Origin of the sequence: Myroides fluvii (genome assembly GCF_009792295.1) — a bacterium.
Classification (GTDB): domain Bacteria; phylum Bacteroidota; class Bacteroidia; order Flavobacteriales; family Flavobacteriaceae; genus Flavobacterium; species Flavobacterium fluvii_A.
The window spans coordinates 414,896-434,331 of the sequence record NZ_CP039934.1; the positions used below are offsets into that span (position 1 = coordinate 414,896).

General features: G+C 36.3%; 16 protein-coding genes. 4 read left to right on the top strand and 12 right to left on the bottom strand.

From position 1 onward, the window contains the following. Positions 1-43: 43 nt before the first annotated feature. Positions 44-601 (bottom strand): TetR/AcrR family transcriptional regulator, encoded by a 558-nt coding sequence (locus tag FBR08_RS02000; protein WP_158961160.1) that lies wholly within the window; start codon positions 599-601, stop codon positions 44-46. Between the two features lie 222 nt (positions 602-823). Continuing rightward, the gene (locus tag FBR08_RS02005) at positions 824-2,458 is read right to left on the bottom strand and encodes a mechanosensitive ion channel family protein (protein ID WP_158961162.1); all 1,635 of its coding nucleotides are present in this window, start codon (positions 2,456-2,458) and stop codon (positions 824-826) included. A 219-nt stretch (positions 2,459-2,677) separates the two neighbouring features. Here FBR08_RS02005 and FBR08_RS02010 point away from each other — a divergent pair, with 219 nt between their 5' ends. After that, a complete protein-coding gene (locus FBR08_RS02010) occupies positions 2,678-3,478 on the top strand; it encodes a hypothetical protein (protein ID WP_158961164.1) in 801 nt (266 codons plus the stop codon). 70 nt (positions 3,479-3,548) lie between these two features. Here FBR08_RS02010 and FBR08_RS02015 read toward each other — a convergent pair whose 3' ends face one another. From FBR08_RS02015 to FBR08_RS02040, 6 genes are all read right to left on the bottom strand, one after another. Continuing rightward, entirely contained in the window at positions 3,549-4,880 is a 1,332-nt protein-coding gene (locus tag FBR08_RS02015; protein ID WP_158961166.1) for a DUF4374 domain-containing protein, read from the bottom strand. 33 nt (positions 4,881-4,913) lie between these two features. After that, complete coding sequence (locus tag FBR08_RS02020; RefSeq protein ID WP_158961168.1) at positions 4,914-7,250, bottom strand: TonB-dependent receptor; 2,337 nt, start codon at positions 7,248-7,250, stop codon at positions 4,914-4,916. 232 nt (positions 7,251-7,482) lie between these two features. Continuing rightward, on the bottom strand, positions 7,483-8,376 hold the full coding sequence (rluF, locus tag FBR08_RS02025) for a 23S rRNA pseudouridine(2604) synthase RluF (RefSeq protein ID WP_158961170.1): 894 nt from the start codon (positions 8,374-8,376) through the stop codon (positions 7,483-7,485). Positions 8,377-8,425: 49 nt separating this feature from the next. After that, a complete protein-coding gene (locus tag FBR08_RS02030; RefSeq protein WP_158961172.1) occupies positions 8,426-9,253 on the bottom strand; it encodes an alpha/beta hydrolase in 828 nt (275 codons plus the stop codon). A gap of 36 nt (positions 9,254-9,289) precedes the next feature. After that, entirely contained in the window at positions 9,290-10,072 is a 783-nt protein-coding gene (locus FBR08_RS02035; RefSeq protein WP_158961173.1) for a zinc ribbon domain-containing protein, read from the bottom strand. A gap of 2 nt (positions 10,073-10,074) precedes the next feature. Further along, the gene (locus FBR08_RS02040; protein ID WP_158961174.1) at positions 10,075-11,169 is read right to left on the bottom strand and encodes a Nif3-like dinuclear metal center hexameric protein; all 1,095 of its coding nucleotides are present in this window, start codon (positions 11,167-11,169) and stop codon (positions 10,075-10,077) included. 369 nt (positions 11,170-11,538) lie between these two features. On the opposite strand from FBR08_RS02040, the gene FBR08_RS02045 reads away from it, so the two are divergent. From FBR08_RS02045 to FBR08_RS02055, 3 genes are all read left to right on the top strand, one after another. Further along, the gene (locus FBR08_RS02045) at positions 11,539-13,704 is read left to right on the top strand and encodes a tetratricopeptide repeat protein (protein ID WP_158961175.1); all 2,166 of its coding nucleotides are present in this window, start codon (positions 11,539-11,541) and stop codon (positions 13,702-13,704) included. Positions 13,705-13,802: 98 nt separating this feature from the next. After that, positions 13,803-14,840: a tetraacyldisaccharide 4'-kinase gene (gene lpxK, locus FBR08_RS02050; RefSeq protein WP_158961176.1), complete on the top strand. Its 1,038-nt coding sequence runs from the start codon at positions 13,803-13,805 to the stop codon at positions 14,838-14,840. Next, complete coding sequence (locus FBR08_RS02055) at positions 14,800-15,612, top strand: purine-nucleoside phosphorylase (RefSeq protein WP_158961177.1); 813 nt, start codon at positions 14,800-14,802, stop codon at positions 15,610-15,612. Before lpxK ends, FBR08_RS02055 begins: the two co-directional genes overlap by 41 nt. A 166-nt stretch (positions 15,613-15,778) precedes the next feature. On the opposite strand, the gene FBR08_RS02060 is transcribed toward FBR08_RS02055, so the two are convergent. The 4 genes from FBR08_RS02060 to FBR08_RS02075 all read right to left on the bottom strand — a co-directional run bounded on the left by FBR08_RS02060 (position 15,779) and on the right by FBR08_RS02075 (position 19,417). Beyond that, positions 15,779-17,560: a MutS-related protein gene (locus tag FBR08_RS02060; protein WP_158961178.1), complete on the bottom strand. Its 1,782-nt coding sequence runs from the start codon at positions 17,558-17,560 to the stop codon at positions 15,779-15,781. Between the two features lie 158 nt (positions 17,561-17,718). After that, entirely contained in the window at positions 17,719-18,120 is a 402-nt protein-coding gene (locus tag FBR08_RS02065; protein WP_158961179.1) for a DoxX family protein, read from the bottom strand. Positions 18,121-18,131: 11 nt separating this feature from the next. After that, positions 18,132-18,776, bottom strand: a complete 645-nt coding sequence (locus FBR08_RS02070) for a hypothetical protein (RefSeq protein ID WP_233266199.1) — start codon at positions 18,774-18,776, stop codon at positions 18,132-18,134. Positions 18,777-18,820: 44 nt separating this feature from the next. Further along, positions 18,821-19,417 carry a Crp/Fnr family transcriptional regulator gene (locus FBR08_RS02075; RefSeq protein WP_158961180.1) on the bottom strand — a complete coding sequence of 199 codons (597 nt, stop codon included), beginning with the start codon at positions 19,415-19,417 and terminating at the stop codon, positions 18,821-18,823. Positions 19,418-19,436: the final 19 nt, after the last annotated feature.

The window sequence follows — 19,436 nt, forward strand, 5'->3', positions numbered from 1 at the left end:
GGGTTAAAAAAATTTAGTGTATTCTCTTACAAACTACAATTCGTTATTTCAATTGTTCCAAGAGAGAATAACAATATCCTTTGTAATCAACATATTTATTTACTCTTGACAATTGTAAACTAGCCACCAAACTTGACAAGATTAAAAAAGCACGTTGTTTTTCTTCTTCTTCAAAATGAAAAACCTTTAACTTCTTTCCTTCCATCAAAACTCCAGCTAACCAATGCACGATTAAATCAACAATTTTCGTCACTTCTACTTGCGTAGTTGGAAATAACGTTTCAATATCCGTTGACAAAGCACCAACGATACAGAGTTTTCGTTCTCTTTGACTTTTAATATAGATTTTAATAAACGTTTCTATCTTTTTACTGGGATCAAATTGCAAGGCATCCATGTTGGCAATCATCTCTTCAAAACGCTGAATATTCGTTTTGACAATACTCGTTCCCAAGTTTTCCTTACTCGCAAAATAGTAATGTATAGCCGCATTTTTAATCCCTAAAGCCGTAGAAATATCTTGATAGCTAAAACCATTATATCCCTTGGTCAAGATTAATTCTTCTCCTAACTCTAAAATGCGTTCTCTAGTTCCCGACATAATTCTTGATTTAATAACAAAACAATATTACTTACTAATTAGTAAGTAAACAATTTATTTAACTATTTTTTTTTGCGTTAGTTAGCTGCCAACTTTGAACTGCCTAATTTTTTCTCCTAAGTAAAAACAAACCTTCCTCCTACAACACCAAAAAAAAACCACTCCAACAAAGGAATGGTTCTTCTTTTACTTGCATATTTTCTATAAACCGATAACCGTAAACTATTTCACATACTTCGGTGGAACTGTTGTGTGATTTCCATCTACATTTCGACTAATAATAAAGTGAGGAGAGGCCATTTCGATATTGTTTTCTGCAAAAACATCTTGGGCATGTTGACGTAAATCTGAATAAATCTTAGCTGTCATTTTTGCTTCCTTAATATACACGTTCAATTGGTAATCCACATAAAAATCTCTGAATTGATCTTGTAAGATAAATGGTTTTTGGCGTTTCAATACGTGTTCCGTACGATTAGCTACTTCGTACAACATTTCGTGTACTTTTTGCCAAGGCACATCATAACCAACAGCAATGCTTGTATGTAAAATTAGCCCATGTTCTTTGGCTGATTGAGAGTAATTCACCGTATGAGCCGACATAATATTAGAATTCGGTATGGTAATAATCTCATTTTTAGGGGTTTTAATACGGGTAACCAAGGCCGTTTTTTCTAAAACATCACCAGTATACTCTCCTAATTTAATGCGATCGCCAATTTTAAACGGGCGCATATAGGTAATCACCAATCCAGCGACTAAGTTTCCAATCACTGAAGTTGATCCTAAAGATAAAACAATCCCCGCAAATACGGATACTCCTTGAAATATAGAAGAGTCAGAGTTGGGCAAATATGGAAATATCAAAATGAACATGAATATAAACATCAAGGCACTAATGATATTGTAAGTAGGAAATGCCCAATCGGGATAAAATCCTTTAATGGTAATCTTATTCGTAGCTATTTTTTCAGCTAAGGAGCGTACAAATTTTTGTATATACTTAAATATAAACACAATCACTAAGATGGTAAACAACTTAGGCATATAAGCTTTGACGCTTCTTCCTACTGCTTTTAGTGGAGACATGACATAGTCTAACAACTGATCGGAAATGTGTTTGGTAAAGGGGAAAAGTTTAAATACGGCTAGTAATCCAAAGTAGAGAAAAATCAATACAATAAGGAAACGAACTACTTTTGCCATTGAAATTGTGGTCAACATGGCTCGATGATCGTCAATGATACCGAACATTCCCTTAATTTTCTTACCGCGTTGTTTCCAGATCATCACTTTAACTCTTCTATACCAGTAGTAGATGTATTTGATGATAAATATTTCCGCAATGATGATTCCGATTGTACCCGCAATTTGCAAGAGCACTTGTTGCCAACTCATGCTGTGTTGTTGTTCTTCAACAGTAGCGATAATCTTGTTCTTATAAAACTGTGCGGCTAGAATTTTGGTTTTATTTTCTTGTGTGGCTTGAATGGTATCTACACTCATTAAAATCTCGTTCTCATACATCAAGTTCAAATAATTACCCGTATCCACTAATTTGATAGAATCACCTTCAAACAGATAGTTATCCACCAAGGAAGCAATCTTTTTTTCGATTGATTTTGCGCGTTGTTTAGAAGTAAAGGACCCAATATTTCCATAGACATTGAACAGCGTATCATGCATCACTACGACAGGTGTTTTTTCTAACACAATAAACGCAGGTTGCACAGCCTCAACTTTTTCTGCTGCTGTAGTTGCTGTTTTTTTGTTTTTACCCGTAGCAAAAGCAAAAGTTTCTAAAAGCAAAAAAAGCAGTAGAATAAAAAAACGAAAATTTAAGGGATTCTGTTTCATAGGTATATTTCAATATATCCTAACAAATTTAACAGAAAAATCTGAATATAAAATCTTATTTTCCTTCTAATACTTCCTACATTCTTTTTCATTGCCCCAATAAATTCATTCATTCCTGATTCAATATAACCAAATCAAGTAGATGTTCTTCTATTGCTATCTTACTATTTGATAAGGGAAAAGAATGTAGTATCTTGGAATGCTATAGCAATATAAGCAATGAAAAAGACTATTCTACTGCTCCTTTTAAGCTTGGGGACTTGGGGATGTACGGATTATATTCGAAATGAAGATCAACCAGCTTCTCCTAATCGATGGAAGGCAAATTTTAAGATTCAAGATCGAGTGGTTCCCATTATCTTTGAGTTGGATACGGTTCCTTTAAATATTTATGGGTATCGCGTTCGTTTTATCGACGGCCCTGGAAAAAACCAGAAGGAAATCGTCAAGATTATAGGCGATAGCATCAGTGTAAAATTGGACTACTTTGGCGAAGTTCACTTAAAGGGAATCCTCAAAGATCAGCAAATTACTGGGGTGTTTCAACATCAAAAAAGCAAGCCACCTCTTGAAATTGCCTTTACTGCCCACCCAACGAGTGAACGCCGTTTTACACCCGTAACAAAACCAAGTAGTAACAATCCAACAGGGGATTGGGAATTTGTATTTAAAGCAGATCTGACGAGTCCCAATCTCGGTTTATATCAAAAGCTCAGTCAACTTCAACTCTATAAAACAGATTCTACACTCGTTGCCAATGGCTATTACTCCCAAGGATTCGAAGGGATTTTGACAGAAAACGGTTTTGTTTTATCTTCTTTTTCTCGAGATCAACCCGTTTTATATGAGGCTACTTTTATAAATCCGAACGAAGTAAAAGGCACACTTTACACGCCCTTGGAAGTAATCTCCTTCCGAGGGAGAAAGAAAAGCAACCTCGAATCAACTGCTGAAAGCAGTAGTAATATTGTTGTTACCCTGTGGAATTTATTAAAAGCGTATATCGAATATCCCAAATAAAAAAAGAGCTTAACAAATACTTGTTAAGCTCTTTTGGCTAACTAATTACAAATGAATAACAATAAATAAATTATTTATACGCGTTTATTTTCACAACGTTTCCAACTGTACCATCACCTAAATCTTTAATTTCGAGTCCTTTTGTAAAGGTTGCTGTGGTTCTATTTAACAGATACACATAGGATTTAGCAGAAGCTGTAATTGGTACAAACACTTCATTACCTTCTACATAAGGAGCTCCAATTTCTGCAATTGATTCAGGAGTATCTAAGCCTTCAATCCATTTAAAATCTCCTGTTTTTGCATTGAATAAGGCTAATTTATTGGCAGGAGCCATATTCCAAGCTTGATCTGCATGGGCAAACATATTCAAGATAAACTGATCTTTACCAATGGCATATACTTTATACACTTTGTGTCCTCCTGATTTTGCTTCTAAATTGAAATAGTATGCGGGATCGAATTTCAATGTATTTTTGTCGAATTTCAATACAGCTGAAGGTTTAGTAGAGAATGCACCTTTGTCTTTGCTAATCATAGCAGAAGGTGAGTATACGTAAATATCGCCATTTTCTCCTTTTCCGATGGTAGATACACGACTTGATCTATAACGAGCTACCGCAAAACTCATACGGTCATCTTTCACTACATTTTCCAACACCACTCTGTTTTCTGGTGCTTGTGACATATCTAATTTAAAAATAGCCAACCACACGCGATCTCTGAATGCTGAAGTATTATCATCATCGCTATTAGCAGTAATTTTAAATGGTTCAATTGCCATGACGAAACGATCATTTCCAATATCTTCTAAACCAGCAAAGTTGGCATATTCACCAGTTTCGGCAATGTTTTCTACATTGACAAATGAAGTAAATTCAATTCCCCCAGTAACTCCATTAATAAAGTTAAAAGCTTGTGCTTTTTTACCATTGTCTAGGGTGATTCCGCCTGTTGTAGAAATCATAAATCTTCCAAATTGCGTAATAAACTCTTCTCTATTCGGTAAATCAACCAAAGTATTCTGTTGCAAACGCAAATCTTTGTTTAACATCCAACTTTGCATTCCCGAAGGATCTCCTTTTCTATATTCGAAAACATAAGCGCGTAAGTCCTTAAACATATAGATATTTTTACCTAAAGCTACTTGCCCATTCCCCCTTACACTGATTGACCCTTGTTTTAAATCATCTACTTCTAACAATAAGTTAGTTTTAGAGGCACTTGCACCCACTATATATTTTGTACCTATTAAATCTTCCTGATTTCTTTCGCCATCATCGATTACCTCCTCTTCCTCACTTCCTCCTGGTTTTGAATTATCGTCACTTGAACAGCTTGTCAAGGTAAATGCACTAACTAAAAAAGCTAATACTACGGTAGATAGAACTCTTCTTTTCATTTTATTTAATATTATAGATTATTATTAATTTTATTAATAGCTGTAGCGTATTTTAAACATAAAACTTCTGCCTGGTTTTTGGAAGCTGTAATTGTCATACGCGAGTTTATCAAATAGATTATTTGCTTCTACGGTAAGGTGTAATGTATTGTTGAACATACTGTACGAAGCACTTAGATCGTGAACAACTTGAGAGGGAATCCAAATGGGCTCTACACCAATACTGCTGAAGTCATAGCTATAGTGATCGATGTATCTTACGTTATATCCTACATTTAAATTGTTGCCTTTTTTGCCTAAATCTTTAAAAAGAAGACCTGCATCTAAGGCCCCAAAGAAATAAGGCTCATTCGGAATACGTTCGTTATAATAAGAATTGGCAACAGAAGTACCGATCGCATATTTTTGTTTACTTCTAATATTCTGCGTAGTTAAACTTCCTCCTAGTTGTAAAAAATCATTGTAAACATAACGTGCTTCTATATTTAATCCGATACTCTCAACACCTCCAATATTGACACTAGAAGCTCTAGAACCTGATCCATAAGGGTTGCTGCGGATATAATCTTCTGTTTTTCGGTATACAAATCCAGCATCTGCAAAAACGGCGTGAACCTTATCCAATACTGTTGAGTAGCTTAAATTGAAATTGTAATTATTTCCTGCTTCTGGTTTTAAATCAGTGTTTCCCCATACCATATCGCCATCTCCAAATAATTCACTATCTGTGGGTAAACGGTAGGTTTTTTCGAAAGAGGATTTTACTTGAAAATCATTCCATAAATAAGTGGCAGCAATCCCATAACCACTTTTGTCTACACTTGTGCTTTCACTCAAATAGGTATGTTTGATGGAATAATGCTTGCCAAATACGGATACATTGAAATTATCCAGTATGTTGTATCGGTAGGATAAAGCTGTAATATTTTTTAAGCTTCTGCGTGTCGTTTCACTTTTCTTCTCACTTTCTGTTTCTTTTACAGCTAGCGGATCTTCCGTTTTTCTATTGAAGTAATAAATAACATTATTTAAACTAAAAGCATGTTTATCATTTACTTTATAGCTCACATTAGCTGTAGTAGATCCATTGTGATCAAAAAACTTCACTAAAGAAGGGCCTCCTCCAGACTCTCCTTTTTTCATCGTTTTGATGCGCTCACCCGCCCAGTTGTATTTATACCTTGAGGTATCTATATTTTGATTGTACCCTGCATTGTAGGTTGATGTTATTGCGACATCTAATCCTTCTGTAAATAAATTGCGCTTACTATATTCCAAAGAAGGCATGATGGTTACAGACCGGCGTTTTTTCTGTCCAAATACCTTTTCCATAATCGTTCCGGTTTGCACCCCCTTTTTTCCTTCTCCATAGGTAAATCCAAATAACAAACGATCGGCATACGACTTATCTATCACTCCTACTTTGGTGACAACTGTCGCAGTTTGAAAGCGATCATTGAATCGTTTAACCCATTGTTTTTCTTTTGAATATACCCCTGTTTTTAAATTAGCTACAGGGACGTAAACATTGTAATTGTTATCGGAATAATTTTGAAAAGCATTCACTTGAAAGGTCATCCCGTTATCAAATACTTTACTCACATTCAGATGACTTTTATAGGTATTGAATGATCCCGTAGCAAAAGAGGCATCTATTTTCGTTTCTTTGGCTTTATTGGTGATGATATTAACCGCTCCCCCTAAAGCATCCGATCCAAATTCTACTGGCACAACGCCCTTGTAAACTTCAATTCGATCCACCATGGTAATCGGGAGATTGTTGATTTTAAACTCACTTCCAAAACCCTCCATCGGAACTCCATCCATAAAAAACCGAATATGACGACCGCTGAAACCGTTCATCGAAAACGTAAAATCAGAACCTTCAGCTCCATCTCTTCTCACTTTGACACCCGAAACGCGGTCTAGCGCTCCTGAAACATCCAAAGAAGAATTATACAGTGGTTTCGCATCAATAGCAATTACATTATAGGCTGATTCTCTTACTTTTTCGACTGGACTCTTTACGCGTAAAACAACGTCATCCAAAATAGCCTCCTTAGCTTTTAGGACGATTCGCTTATTTACTTGGCCCCCTGCTTCTACTTGTACGTTTAACTCTGTAGACTCATAACTAACGTGTTGAATCTTGAGTTTGTAGGTTCCGCCATGGCCCATTTTTATTTTGAACGCTCCTTGTTCATTGGTCAAATCGCTTTTCTTGGTATCGACTAATATGACGGTTGCGAAATCAATAGGACTTCCTTTCTCATCTTGTACGACTCCAGCTATAATAGTAGGTTTTTGTTGAGCATGAGCAACAAATAGCTGACCGAGAATACATGCTGTTAGTAGTAGGAATTTTCTCATTACTAAGAAATTGAGGTAGATTAGTAAATGTCTTTATTTAGACTTATTATAAACAATAGCAAATATATAGATTTTTTTAACTTATTTAAAATAAATTAGACTAAATATAAATAAGCCATTTTTAGCGTACGTGATATTCGGACTGTATCGTCCAGGGAAGTTCTAAAAAGAAGGAAAAGGAAGGGATATTTTAGGGATGTAGTATAAAAAAACAAAAAGAGAGAATTATAAATTAATTCTCTCTTCTTCTTGAAATTCTTTCATTTCGCAAGGTTGGACCTGCTTTTTTTGAATTGTTTCGCTCTCTTTCGAACTTTTTCTTGGGTTTTCTTTCGCCTTGTTGGGCTGTATGTTCGGTTGAATGCTGACTATGTTGGTTGGTTTGCTCTTGAGCCAAGCTCGCTTCTTCAGTTTTACTTGAAGGTTCGATTAAACGATTTAATTCGGCTAATTCTGCAGCGGTAATTTCGCGATATTGTCCAACAGGAACGTCAAGGCTAATATTGATAATTCGAATGCGTTTTAAAGCAACCACATCATAATCAAAATACTCACACATGCGTCGAATTTGTCGGTTTAATCCTTGGGTTAAAAAGATTCGAAACACAAAGCGGCTGATTCGTTCCACTCTACATTCTTTAGTGATAGTATCCAGGATAGGTACACCTTGTCCCATGCGCTGAATAAAGCGATCCGTGAGGGGTTTATTCACCGTTACGATGTATTCTTTTTCGTGGTTGTTTTTTTGACGTAGGATTTTATTGACAATATCACCGTCATTGGTCATGAGGATTAAGCCTTCACTGTCTTTATCCAAGCGTCCCACAGGGAAAATACGCTTTGGATAATGGATATAGTCTACGATATTTTCTCTTACTTTCTTATTGGTTGTACATTCAATCCCTACGGGTTTATTGAAAGCTAAATAAACAAAGTCCTCATCGGTCTGGCGAATCAGTTTGCCATTCACGCGGATTTCATCTGCATCGGTAACCTTCAATCCCAATTCGGGTACTTTTCCGTTGACTGTAATGCGTCCTTCTTCGATTAATCGATCCGCTTCTCTTCTTGAACAAAAGCCAACTTCTGATAAATATTTATTTAAACGCGTTTCTTGATTTTCCATAGCGCAAAAGTAAATAATAAATTTCGTTCCTTATAAAAAGAAATACGTTCTAGCTAAAAAACGCTTGAATTGTTTTAAAAACAGCCTCATCTTGCAGGCTATGTCCCAAATTAGTTGTAGAAACTACTAGGTTATTTTTTTGCAGTAAAGCACGATGAAAACTTGCTGCTTCTTCGTAAGACACTTGAGGGTCTTGAAGATCGTGTATACACAATACAGGGCTATCTACAAAAGGAACAGCATCCGCACTGCAATACGTGGATAAAGGTTTATTAATTAAGTGTTCAATATAGTGGTGATAAGCCCCTCTTAGGCGTTTGGAGTACCCTAATAAATTGTAATAATGGGACAAGATCACCTCAAAGCGATCAAAGGCTCCCATGAGAACTACCTTTTTAATCCAAGGATAGTTGCCTTCACCTAATTGCTGAAAAAGGGCAAATGCTCCTAGAGAATGCCCAACTACAAACTGAGGCTTGAAGGTATTCAATGCAAGAGCGATGACTTCTTGATAGTTTTTGACACTGAGATTTTTCCCCTTGCTCATCCCTAAACTAGGGGCATCCAAAGCTACAAATTGAAATGTACTCCCTAGGTATGTGTATAAGGCTTCCCATCGTGCGCTATTGCTCTCCCATCCGTGAATAAGCAATAGCAAGGGTTTATCCTTAGCCTCGACATTCCATTGATAGGTATAGACCTTTTCATTCTTATACCAAAAAAAGTCTACATGCGCTTGTTGTAAAAATACTGGAAGCTGTTGGGGTTTCAATTTTCCTTTTCGCGGAGTAGCAAAGAGTCTATGCACCCAGTACACGGCTGACTGCATCGAGTATAAACTAAGAAGATTCACTAAAGCTCCTACTACTTTTTCCATATAAAAAGAAAAGCCTCTAAAAAGAGGCTTCTACTATTATTTTAAACTTGCGATGATCGCATCGATTTTATCTCTTTCTTCTTCAGCTAAAGCGCTATCAACAAGAATACGTCCACTGTGCTCATCGGTGATGATTTTCTTACGAGCTGCAATTTCAACTTGTGTTTGCGGAGGAATTGTAAAATATGATCCTACAGAAGCTCCTCTTTCAATCGAAACAACGGCTAATCCATTTTTTACTCCAGCTCTGATTCTCATATAAGCATTCAATAAACGCTCTTCGATATCTTGTTTGAATTCGTCCGATTTAGTTAACAATGTTTGCTCTTCACGTTCTGTTTCTGACATAATGTTTTTCAACTCTGCCTCAATGTGAGTCAAGTGTTCATTACGTGCAGTTAAACGCTCTTCTGTTTGTGCAATATTGCTCTTTTTATTCTCAATACTCACTTTCATTTCACGGATGTGTTTTTCGGCAAGTTCGATTTCTAACTTCTGAAATTCAATTTCTTTTTCTAAAGAGTTGAATTCTCTGTTGTTTTTCACTTCGTTTTGTTGCTCCGTGTACTTTTTAATAGCTTCTTTAAATTCTTCAATGGCATTCTTTTTGTCTTTAATGCCACTTTCGATGCTATTTAAATCTACATGAAGTTTCTCTAAGCGTTTGTTAAGTCCAGCAACTTCGTCTTTTAGATCTTCAACTTCAAGAGGTAGCTCTCCTCTCATATTTCTGATTTCATCGATTCTTGAGTCAATCAATTGTAAGTCGTAAAGCGCTCTTAATTTCTCTTCAACCGTTAATTCTTTTTTCTTTGTCATCGTTATAAGTAGTTAACTGGATTCGTATTTACTGTTGATAAAATAACTGCAAAATTAGTCATTTTTTTTGAAAGAAACTCAACTATATAATTTTTTGTATATCTTTCACTCTCAAAATGGCCAATATCAGCCAAAACAAGCTGATTTTCAGCTTCATAAAATTGGTGGTATTTTAAATCTGCGGTGATAAATGCATCTGCTTTTTGTTGGATAGCCGCTTTTATTGCGAAACTTCCTGAACCACCTAATACGGCTACTTTTTGAATTGGTTTGTTTAACAAAGCGCTGTGGCGAATTCCTCCTGTACCCGTTTGTTGTTTTAGCAGTTGTAAAAACGCCAATTCATCCATAGGCTCTTTGAGTTCCCCAATCATTCCCATTCCTACATTTTGCAATTTATTTTCGAGGTTGTAGATTTCATAAGCCACTTCCTCATACGGATGCGATTGAAATAAAGCCTCTAAAATTTTTCCTTGTAAGTGTTTCTCATAGGTTACTTCTACTTTGTGTTCTGCCACAACCTCTTCTATCCCAACTTGACCAATAACAGGACTGCTCTTTTCATTGCCTTTAAAACTTCCCTTTCCTTCCGATACAAAGCTACAATGGTTGTAATTACCTATTGCTCCTGCTCCTACAGCAAATAACGCTTGACGTACTTTTTCTGTATCTTGTATCGGTACATAGGTTACTAATTTCTGAATATAATTAGCTTTAGGAATAAGAATACGGGGATTTTCCAATCCCAACGTGTTGCAAAAGATCTTGTTTACTCCTTCTTGGTGATTATCTAAGGCCGTGTGAATCGCATAAATAGCAATGTCATTTTTGATGGCTTTGATCACCGCGCGTTCAACGTAGTTCTTTCCTGTGATCTTTTTCAATCCTGAAAACAGAATGGGATGAAAACAAACAATGAAGTTACAATTTTGTTCTATTGCTTCTTCCACTACTGCTTCCAATGCATCGTGACAAACTAAAATCCCACTTACTTCTTGTTCCATATTTCCCACCAACAAACCAACGTTGTCAAAATCTTCTGCATAGCCCAAAGGTGCTAACTCTTCTAAAATGGGAATAATATTTTTTACTTTCATATTCAATTACAATCTGTTCTCCTTATTTATTTTTCAAAGATACAAAAAGCCTTCTACTCCCTTTTACAAGATAATAGCAACTGTACTTTTCTACCTCATCTCTCCATTATATCTTGAATGTAATAAATAAAAATGACGAAACAAAGTCCTTCAATTTATGTTAATTATATTTAAATTAATAGTTTTGTTTCCCCTAATCACCCCTAACCTAATCCACTTATTTTGAAAAAATACGAAAAAATCTTGTTACTTCTTATCGGAGTATTCACCTTAAGCACCATTTTTTTTACTCATTCTGTCCTTAGTTTCATGCTTTTTTTCTGTAGTATTTGGATTTTGGGACTTTCCTATTTTTTTGGAGGACACAGCATGTTTCATTCCACACCAAAGGAAGAAGCCTATCTACCTTTAGTTGCTGGATTAATCTTAGCTCCTGCTGTTATTACTTTGCCTTTTTCAACAAAGCTACAACAACCAGACTATTTTGTATACCTACCTATTCCTGCTATTGTCTTCACACTTGGATTAGGCATTTATATATTTTTAGCTAGAAAAAAAGGAGCAATTGCCCCAGATATTCGATCCATTTTTTATCGAGGATTAGTAATTTCGATCATCAGTTCCTTTTTTTTATACACTCCAGAATCATTCAAGCCCTATCGAAAAGTGTTACTTGCTCTAAATAATGGAAATACTTTTATAAGCAATAATATTTTGATGATGGACAATACCTATGAATCAGAAGCTGCTATTGACGAAAACAATTGTGATATTGCAATTAGCTTTGCTTTAAAAGCGAATCAATATGCCAGGCTACTCGTCGAAAAAACAGAAATGGAAGAACAAAATTTCCAAACAAGAGAATTTATTTTTCACGAGCTGCTGAAAGACAACATCGAAGACATTAGTATCGAAACAATTCAAATGCTTTACCAATACGAAGGTGAAGAGCATCTATATCCCATCAGTAGAACGTATTCGACACTCTTTAAAGCCTATTTTTGCAAGGCTGAAACACTTTATAGTGCTAAGCAATATAAAGAAGCCCTCTCTCACTATGTACAAGCTTATAAATACTTGACAATTCCAACGATTAAATCTATTTACTGGCAAGAGCAAAAATCAGATGCTTTAAACATGATTGGACATTGTTACAGACAATTGAATAAAATTGATCTTGCGGGTTATTTCTATGTTAGTGCCTTTGATAATTATAGCAAAGCAACAAATAAAACAGAAATTGATTTAACCTCTGCCTCTTATATTGGCAATATGGCTTTTATGGTGAGTGCTCAAAATGGCTTTACCGAATCAAATCAAATCCTTGAGATGATTAATACCGCTTTGCTCAAAGAAAAGCAAACACCCGAACACAGCAAAATTATTTTAAACAACTATCAAGGTCAAATTTACAACTACCTAGCTATCGATAGTTTACAGCAAGTGTTTACCTATATTACTAAGGCACAAGAGCTAGTTGAAAAAAATAGTACGCTATCTTGTAGCATACAGCTCAGTCTCGCTTATTATCAGTTTAAATCCAACCTATTTAAACAAGCAGAAACAACCATTAAAGATTGTATTCGCTGTTTTGAAGAAGCCCCCTCCTCCAATAAACTAAAAGGATTTGAGGCACAATCAGTGCTAGGGCAGATTCAATTTGCTTTGGGACAGTTTGAAGAGGCGAAAGAGCAATTAACGTTAGTCTTGGATGTGATCGAAAAATCTAGGGGCAAAACGAACGAACTTTATGCATATGATTCAAACATTCTCGGAGATTTAAATAAAGTACTTGGCCACTACTCCCTTGCGGCTCAAAACTATCAAACCGCTTTAGATTTATACAACAGTGGACAAATTATGCAAACACATAATATTCCGTTGGTATTAGCGGGGTTATCAGATCTAGCTTTACTTCAGGGTAACCTTGTAAAAGCACAACTATTAATTGATGAATCTCTTGACATTGCTTCAACGTCCATCATTCCCAATTCGGTAAATATGGCAACTTTGTACAGCCATGCTGCCCACGTTGCATACCATCGAGGTAACCTAACAACAGCGGATACCTTATATCAAAAAGTTGTCCTCATTGCAGACAGCTATAATCTTTCTACTTCCTTGCTCAAAGCAAACTCACTCAATGGTTTAGGACTTGTTGAGATGAATCGAAAAAACTATTCAACTGCGGATCAACATTTCCGAAAATCATTACTGATTCATCAAAACATCGTATCAGATCAAAGTCCGTACACCGCTCAAGTGTATTTAAACTACGGTATTTTAAATCTAAGAGAGGGAAAATTAACTGAGGCTCAAACAAAATTACATCAAGCCTTAAAAATCAACCAGCAATTTTTCAAAGCCGATCACCCTATCTTTGGCGATTTACACGTTGCCTTTGGTGATTTAGCTCATAAACAGGGACAAGCCCAAACAGCTCAAGTGAACTACACCAAAGCCTTGGGAATTTATACCAAATACTTTAACGATACACATTGGAAAATAAAAGAGGTTCAACAAAAACTAAAATAAACCCTTACTCCCTACGTCTTATTACTTCATCAAACAAAAAACACAGCCAGGGAATCATCTCTTTTTTCTAAACGGTAAAAAATTGATACTTTCGTAGGATGAAATTACTGCGTATCCTTCTTTTTCCCTTTGCCATCTTGTATGGTTTGATTACCAATATACGAAATTGGTTTTATACAATAGGTATCTTCAAACGTACCTCCTTTGCTATTCCATCTATTGTGGTTGGAAACCTCAGCGTGGGGGGAACGGGAAAAACGCCCATGGTGGAATACATCATTCGCTTGTTGAAAGATCAATACCAAACCACTACCTTGAGTCGAGGGTATAAAAGAAAGAGTGAAGGATTCTTCTTGGCCGATGCCCAAACAACCATGGAGCAGATTGGCGACGAACCTTTTCAGTACCACTGTAAGTTTGACAACATCAACGTTGCAGTGGATGCTAAGCGCGTGAACGGGGTTGAGAATATCTTGCAACGCAAACCCAATACAGAAGTAATTGTGTTGGATGATGCCTTTCAACACCTCGCTTTTCAAGGGGGATTATACATCCTGCTCACCACCTATGACGATCCGTATTTTGAGGATTTTATACTGCCTACTGGAAATTTACGCGAATCAAGACAAGGAGCCAAACGCGCTGATATCATCGTGATGACCAAATGCCCCAAAGACCTCAGCGAAGCAAAACAAAAAAGCATAACACAAGAATTACATCTAAAGCAAGGACAATTGTCTTTTTTTACGTATATTGATTTTAGTAAAATTGCATATTCAAAGTCTGATTCAGTGGAGGTTACTCGATTAATTCAGGACGACTTTATCTTAGTGGCAGGCATTGCAAAACCACAATCCTTTTTTGATCACCTCAAAAAAGAAGATACATTGTGTTTAACCTTTCCTGACCATCATCATTTTTCGCCTGCAGATCTTGAACTAATTTTGAATAAAGCACAAGGAAAGAAAATCATCACCACGGAAAAGGATTACGTTCGACTCCAAGGTCTTCTTCCTGAAAGCCAATTATTTTATTTACCTATTCAAACTGCTTTCTTAAACAATAGCGAAGCGTTTGATACTAAAATTTTAAACTATGTGGGAGAAAGTACAAGAAACCGTTCAGTTCATCATTGAAAAAACGAATTTTAAACCTGAAATTGGTATTGTTTTAGGTTCTGGATTGGGTAATCTAACCGCGGATATCGCCATCGAACATGAGATTTCGTATGCTGATATTCCCAATTTTCCAGTATCGACAGTTCAAGGACACAAAGGGGCTTTGATTTTTGGAACGTTAGGTGGTAAAAAGATTGTTGCTATGCAAGGTCGTTTTCACTACTACGAAGGATACGATATCAAAACTACGGTATTTCCCATTCGCGTAATGAAATACTTAGGTGTAGAAACGCTAATTGTTTCCAATGCTTCTGGAGGAGTTAACCCTTCGTTTAAAGTAGGAGATATCATGATTATCAAAGATCACATCAACGCTTTTCCCGATCATCCTTTACGCGGTCACAATGACGAGCGTTTTGGTCCGCGTTTTGTCAATATGAACGAAGTGTACACCAAGAGCATTATTGAACAAGCCAAAACAATTGCACAAGCCAAAAATTACGATATTAAAGAAGGGGTTTACTATGGTTTACAAGGCCCTACATTCGAAACTTTAGCAGAATACAAAATGGTAAAAGCAGTAGGTGGAGATTGTGTGGGAATGTCAACCGTGCCGGAAGTAATTGTTGCCCGTCACATGGACATGAAAATATTTGGTATTTCTGTAATTTCCGATATGGGAAATGAAGAGGGAATTGCTGACGTCAACCACGACGAGGTTTTAAAAGCAGTACAAGCGGCTGAACCTATTGCTCGTGACTTAATCAATACGTTGGTTTCTAAATTATAACAAATTAATTAGGATATAAAAAAAGGCTCTTCATTGTATTGGAGAGCCTTTTTTGTTTTTTTGCAAAGTTTATGTTTGGTGTTTGTCGTTTGCCGATTATCGTTTAAAGAAAACATCACCTATTTCAGAAAAACCTACTGATAATCAGATTTCTGATAACCGATAACTAACTATCAATAATCTGCATTTTCTTCATAATGAAGGTTGCATTTTTATTTTGGCAAATCCCATCTCTTATTTTGTAATCGAAATGCAAATCATCATTCTTGATTTCTACCTCAAAGCACTTATTCATCAAGATAGCGGGATGATCATGGGTAGTATTACACACTTCTAAGTCGTGCGTAGCAATCATGCCATAGGTTTGCTCGCGAATTAGCTTGAGAATTACTCCAATGGTTCCACTTTGTTTATCGTCTGAATTGGTTCCTCTCAAAATTTCATCCAACAAAACAAAACACGATTCGCTTTGCACTTGTTCGATAATCATTTTTAGGCGTTTTACCTCCGCATAGAAGTAAGACTCACTGTCTTCTAAAGAGTCGGTCAATCGCATAGAAACCAGCAAAGGCAGCGGAAAGAAGGTTGCTTTTGTAGCGCAAATAGGAGCTCCGATTCCCGCTAAAACGAGGTTCACTCCTATCGTTCTCAAAAACGTACTCTTTCCGGACATATTCGATCCCGTTAGAATTACAAAGCGCTGATTGGAAAAATCTATGTCATTCGTCACGCGTTTCTTGGCATTTAGCAAGGGATGTCCCAAGTTTTGAAACGACATTTGTTTGGTATCATTCAACACAGGAAAGGTATAACTTCTGTTGTTATAAGAATAGTTTCCAAGAGAGTTAAAAGCCTCTACCTCTCCCACAATATCAATAACAGTTAATACTAATCCTCCTTTTTCTTTTTTCCATTTCAAGAACTTATGCAGCACGTGTACGTGAAACTGAAACAAGCCATTAAACAAAATCGAAACAAATAAATTAGCTACGGTTTCCAATTGCTCAAACAAGCGCGATAATTTCTTTAATTCTGTACTCGCCTTAAAAGAATCGCTTTTAATTTCTTTCAAATAGGCTTTCATGCGTTCCGTAGCGAATTCTTCTTTTTCGATTCGCTTGATGATGGAGCTATAACTCTCAATGGTTTCGTGTATTTTTTCAACTCCTCCTAGTTCAATTTGAATCGTTCGTACTTTAGAAAGTGCACTGATTAAGTTAAAGGAGAAAACAGTTGAAGCGATGTACCCCCAAACGATATTGGTCGAATCAATAAAAAATCCGATAGAAGCGATAACAAAAATCAAAGGCAATACATAGGCTAAAACTAAAGAAACTTTACTTAGTTCCTTAACCTTGGATTCACTCCAGGTTTTCAATCGCTCATACGCTTCTTTGTTTAGATTGGATAATTTACTATAGGCGTAAATCTCTTGTCGCCATTCTACTTTCTGAGATAATTCTTTAATCACTTCCTGATTCTTAAGGATATCTTGCTTATTACCTCTGCTTTTTAAAAGCGTAGCTAAATATTCCTTTCCTTTATAGGAGGCGGTTCTATTGAGGTATTGGTAGATGGATTTAGGTCCAAAAATATCCAAGTCAAAGGTATAGGGATGATCAGGCGTATGAAATTCGGCTCCATCTTCAAAAACCCATTGATCTTTTTTCAGAAAAACATCTTCTTCTTGGTTAATCTGCATTAAAGCTTCGGCATAACGCATTTTCCACGAGTAAGAAGCGTGGATACGCAAGAAAACAAGGAATACAACAACCAAACCGCCTGTTACATACAAATACTGGTAATCCGCACGAGAAACGGACAAATAAAAACAATAAACAATTCCCAAAAAGGCAAGTAAACGCAAGGCACCTACTAATTTGTATTTTTTTCTAATTTCATTGTATTTATCTTGAAAAAGAGCGTGTCTCTTAGCGTAAATTTCCATCTGTTATCGTTTTGCAATTGGTTTGATTCGTACCGGTTAACAAATATACACAATAATGCTAGTGGACTTTGCTTGGAGAATAAAAGAAATGGCTTGCTGTTCCTTTTTATTTCCTCTACTTGTAGTTCACAACAAAAGCTTCTTTCCAGAAGCTTTTGTTAATCCCATTGATGGGTTGTCGATAATGCGTATTTCCCTCCACCAGTAAAAAACAAACTAAGGGCAACTAAAGCATAAAGCATTAAGAGCTCGATTTGCCAACCGCCATTTTCATTTAGGCTAAAGATGGCTGCGCTTTGCACTAATAAAATGGCCGTCACACAATTTATCGCAAAAACAGCACCCGCCAAACGCGTTCTCCATCCTAAAAGCAATAAAATGGGAGCTATCACTTCCCCTACGTACACTCCATAACCCAAAAAAGCGGGTAATCCTTTATCAACCAAAGTTTGTTGGATAAAACCAATGCCGTGGATCATTTTGCCAATTCCGTAAAACAACATGGGAAATCCAATGGCAATTCTACTAATCAAAAGACCTGTGTCTACTTTTCTATTCATCTTATTTCTATTTATAAATTAACTTTTACAAAAACGCCGTAATTTTCGAAGTGATTCCAGCTCATATTAAACTGTTCCAAATTGACAGCCAATCCCAGTGAAAGATTATCTTTTTTCACTCCCATTCGAAGGTGTTGAAATCCACGAGTGTATTCCTGTCGATTAACATTTCCTACCGCAGATAAACGAAGTAATCCCTGCCATTTTTCGGTTAATTTTGGTGTGTATTCTACTAACAAAGACTGTTCTAAGGTGAATCCTTTTTGATAGGTTGTCCCTATGCCGTACACCAACTGAAAGTCGTTTTCCTTCCATTGGTATTGGAGGTAAACACTGGCAAATTTCCCGGGATTCTTTACGCCAAAACCTGCATTTAAAATGAAGTTTTTAGGTAATTTATAGGCGATGGTATTGCGGATAAAAAAGATATTGTGCTTGTCGTCTTGGTATTCTGAATCGAATAAAACGAGGTTTTGCAAGGTAATTTTATCTGATAGTTGATGGTTCAGGGTATGCGTGTATCCATAAGCTCTATTTCCGACCATCATATCGGGAGTAAAGGTTGTTTTTTGTCCAAAAACAACAAGAGGTAAGAGTCCGATTAGGACCATAAAAAAACGAGCGAATTTCATTTGTCTATGCTTATTTACTTTCATAGGACAAATGTATTCGCTCGCTCAAAGGTGGTTCTTAAGATATCTTAAGAAAGACTGTCTAGGTGTTTTTTCTTGAGGTAACTCAAAAATTCGGGGGTTACGCCCAAGTATGAAGCAATCATATATTGGGGCACCCGTTGTTCGATGTTGCGGTATTCTTTGATAAATCGCTGATAACGCGTATAAACATCGGTGCTCATGTTTTCAATCGTTCGCTCTTGTAGGGCGACATAAGCACTTTGTATTTTTAATCGAAAGAAGGTAGAAATAGCGGGAATTTCAGTGTACAATTGCTCGAGATTTTCTCTACTAATTTGAACAATCACAGCGGGTTCGATGGCTTGAATAAACAGTTTGGATTCTCTTTGAGTCAAAAAGCTGTATAAGTCATTGATCCACCACTCTTCGATTCCGATTTGCAGGGTGTGTTCTTGTGAATTTTCATCGAGATAATAACAACGCGCACTTCCTTGCGCAATAAATCGCATATGTTGTGATAATTGTCCTGGCTGTAATAGCAGTTCTTTTCGCTTGAGCGATACAAGCTCTACTACCTCGCTAATTCGCTGTATTTCTTGTTCATTTAAAACAATAGTCTGCTTTAAGTGAGTTAACAGCACTTCTACATGATTCTCTTGCATCTTTATCTTTCTTCTTTTT

Excerpts from the sequence above, each read along its gene's own strand:
- FBR08_RS02000 (WP_158961160.1), bottom strand. The coding sequence starts at position 601 with ATGTCGGGAACTAGAGAACGCATTTTAGAGTTAGGAGAAGAATTAATC.
- FBR08_RS02005 (WP_158961162.1), bottom strand. The coding sequence starts at position 2,458 with ATGAAACAGAATCCCTTAAATTTTCGTTTTTTTATTCTACTGCTTTTT.
- FBR08_RS02010 (WP_158961164.1), top strand. The coding sequence starts at position 2,678 with ATGAAAAAGACTATTCTACTGCTCCTTTTAAGCTTGGGGACTTGGGGA.
- FBR08_RS02015 (WP_158961166.1), bottom strand. The coding sequence starts at position 4,880 with ATGAAAAGAAGAGTTCTATCTACCGTAGTATTAGCTTTTTTAGTTAGT.
- FBR08_RS02020 (WP_158961168.1), bottom strand. The coding sequence starts at position 7,250 with ATGAGAAAATTCCTACTACTAACAGCATGTATTCTCGGTCAGCTATTT.
- rluF (WP_158961170.1), bottom strand. The coding sequence starts at position 8,376 with ATGGAAAATCAAGAAACGCGTTTAAATAAATATTTATCAGAAGTTGGC.
- FBR08_RS02030 (WP_158961172.1), bottom strand. The coding sequence starts at position 9,253 with ATGGAAAAAGTAGTAGGAGCTTTAGTGAATCTTCTTAGTTTATACTCG.
- FBR08_RS02035 (WP_158961173.1), bottom strand. The coding sequence starts at position 10,072 with ATGACAAAGAAAAAAGAATTAACGGTTGAAGAGAAATTAAGAGCGCTT.
- FBR08_RS02040 (WP_158961174.1), bottom strand. The coding sequence starts at position 11,169 with ATGAAAGTAAAAAATATTATTCCCATTTTAGAAGAGTTAGCACCTTTG.
- FBR08_RS02045 (WP_158961175.1), top strand. The coding sequence starts at position 11,539 with ATGTTTCATTCCACACCAAAGGAAGAAGCCTATCTACCTTTAGTTGCT.
- lpxK (WP_158961176.1), top strand. The coding sequence starts at position 13,803 with ATGAAATTACTGCGTATCCTTCTTTTTCCCTTTGCCATCTTGTATGGT.
- FBR08_RS02055 (WP_158961177.1), top strand. The coding sequence starts at position 14,800 with ATGTGGGAGAAAGTACAAGAAACCGTTCAGTTCATCATTGAAAAAACG.
- FBR08_RS02060 (WP_158961178.1), bottom strand. The coding sequence starts at position 17,560 with ATGGAAATTTACGCTAAGAGACACGCTCTTTTTCAAGATAAATACAAT.
- FBR08_RS02065 (WP_158961179.1), bottom strand. The coding sequence starts at position 18,120 with ATGAATAGAAAAGTAGACACAGGTCTTTTGATTAGTAGAATTGCCATT.
- FBR08_RS02070 (WP_233266199.1), bottom strand. The coding sequence starts at position 18,776 with ATGAAAGTAAATAAGCATAGACAAATGAAATTCGCTCGTTTTTTTATG.
- FBR08_RS02075 (WP_158961180.1), bottom strand. The coding sequence starts at position 19,417 with ATGCAAGAGAATCATGTAGAAGTGCTGTTAACTCACTTAAAGCAGACT.